The organism is Elusimicrobiota bacterium, assembly GCA_040757695.1.
Taxonomy (GTDB): Bacteria; Elusimicrobiota; UBA8919; order UBA8919; family UBA8919; genus JBFLWK01.
In genome coordinates, this window is sequence record JBFLWK010000224.1 from 1 (window position 1) to 1,442 (window position 1,442).

Genomic DNA, 1,442 nt, shown 5'->3' on the forward strand with positions numbered 1-1,442 from the left:
TGATATATAGCTTACTATTAATAAAAATATTCAAAATTTATAAATTATAGAAGAAAAATAAATAAAACTATCACAAAAAGGTCCGCCTCAGTACCAACTTTGACCGGAGGGTGCCTGGAGCGGCCTTTTAAAAACATTATATCTATTAATGTAACGTGATTATACCATATAAAAGCAATGAAATAAAATAAGAAAAGGCATTTTTCATTTTATGTAAGATTCCATATTAAAAAACTTATTAATAAAGGAGATTGATAAAAATGAAAAACAAATCTTTGGTCTTTGTTATTGTATTGTTATTCTCCATCATAGCCGGCATAACCGGCTGTGGCAGAAATGTAGGAAACACAGGTGCCGAAGTTATACCATCGTCAAATACACCTACACCTGTTTCCACACCTATTTTTACACCTGAGCCAAACAATATAACTCCACAGGCTACAGCAGTAATCGGGACATCAGGAGGTACACTGGAAGTTACAGATCCTAATAATCCATTATATGGAACAAAACTGGAAATTCCAGAAGGGGCTTTGTCAAAAAATACAATTATTACTATATCAGAAAATATATCTAATATATCTTTACCATCTACTGATTATCAAAAAGTGGGGAAAGTAATTGATTTACAGCCCAATGGGTTGAACTTTTCATTACCTGTAACTATTACTTTACCGTATGAACAATCAGTAAATTTAAATAACCTATTAATAATATCTTATGATGTTCATAATAGTAAATGGAGTATTCCGGCAGTTATACATAATTCTAATAACAATTCAGTTAAAATAGTGACTTCTCATTTTAGTTCTATTTTTTCAGTAAATATAAAAACTCTTTTTAAAAAAAGTTCCGATCTAAATACAGGTTTTATTTTAAATAATCCTGAAATAGGTGAAAATCCAAATGCACCCGGACAAGATAAAGCATGTATAAATAATAGTCATCATGGTTTAATTCCAGGTGGTGCATGTTATGGCTTTGCAACATACTCTAAATGGCATTTTTCACACAAAGTAAATATTGTACATTTTTTTGATGCTTATAATGAAGAAACCACAGTAGATATAGTAAATAAAGCATTCGATACTCAAAAGAATTTCTTAGGTTACCTGGAAAGAATTTATTCTGTAGTAGGGACTGGTATTAATATCGTTCCACACTGCTATGATATAGCTGTATATAATCAATTAATCGGTTGTTTACTTATCCTTAAACAACCTCAAGTTGTAAATTTATACACAAGTTATCTATCAGGATCTCAACAAATAGCTGCACATTCAGTTTTAGTGTATGGATTTGATTTCAGTAATAATGATTTTATTATATATGACTCTAATGCTGGTTCAAGTAATATACCTGAAGGACCAAGAAGAATACATTTCAATGGTGTTATACTTTCTGACCCTGATTATTCAGGGAAACCTTATAATTTTGATATT

Annotated in this window: 1 protein-coding gene; it reads left to right on the forward strand. The window is 30.2% G+C overall.

Going from position 1 to position 1,442, the window contains the following annotated elements; genetic code table 11:
• Nucleotides 1–260: 260 nt before the first annotated feature.
• Nucleotides 261–1,442, forward strand: a 1,182-nt coding sequence (locus AB1349_14320; GenBank protein ID MEW6558500.1) for a hypothetical protein, incomplete at its 3' end; no start/stop codon positions are given.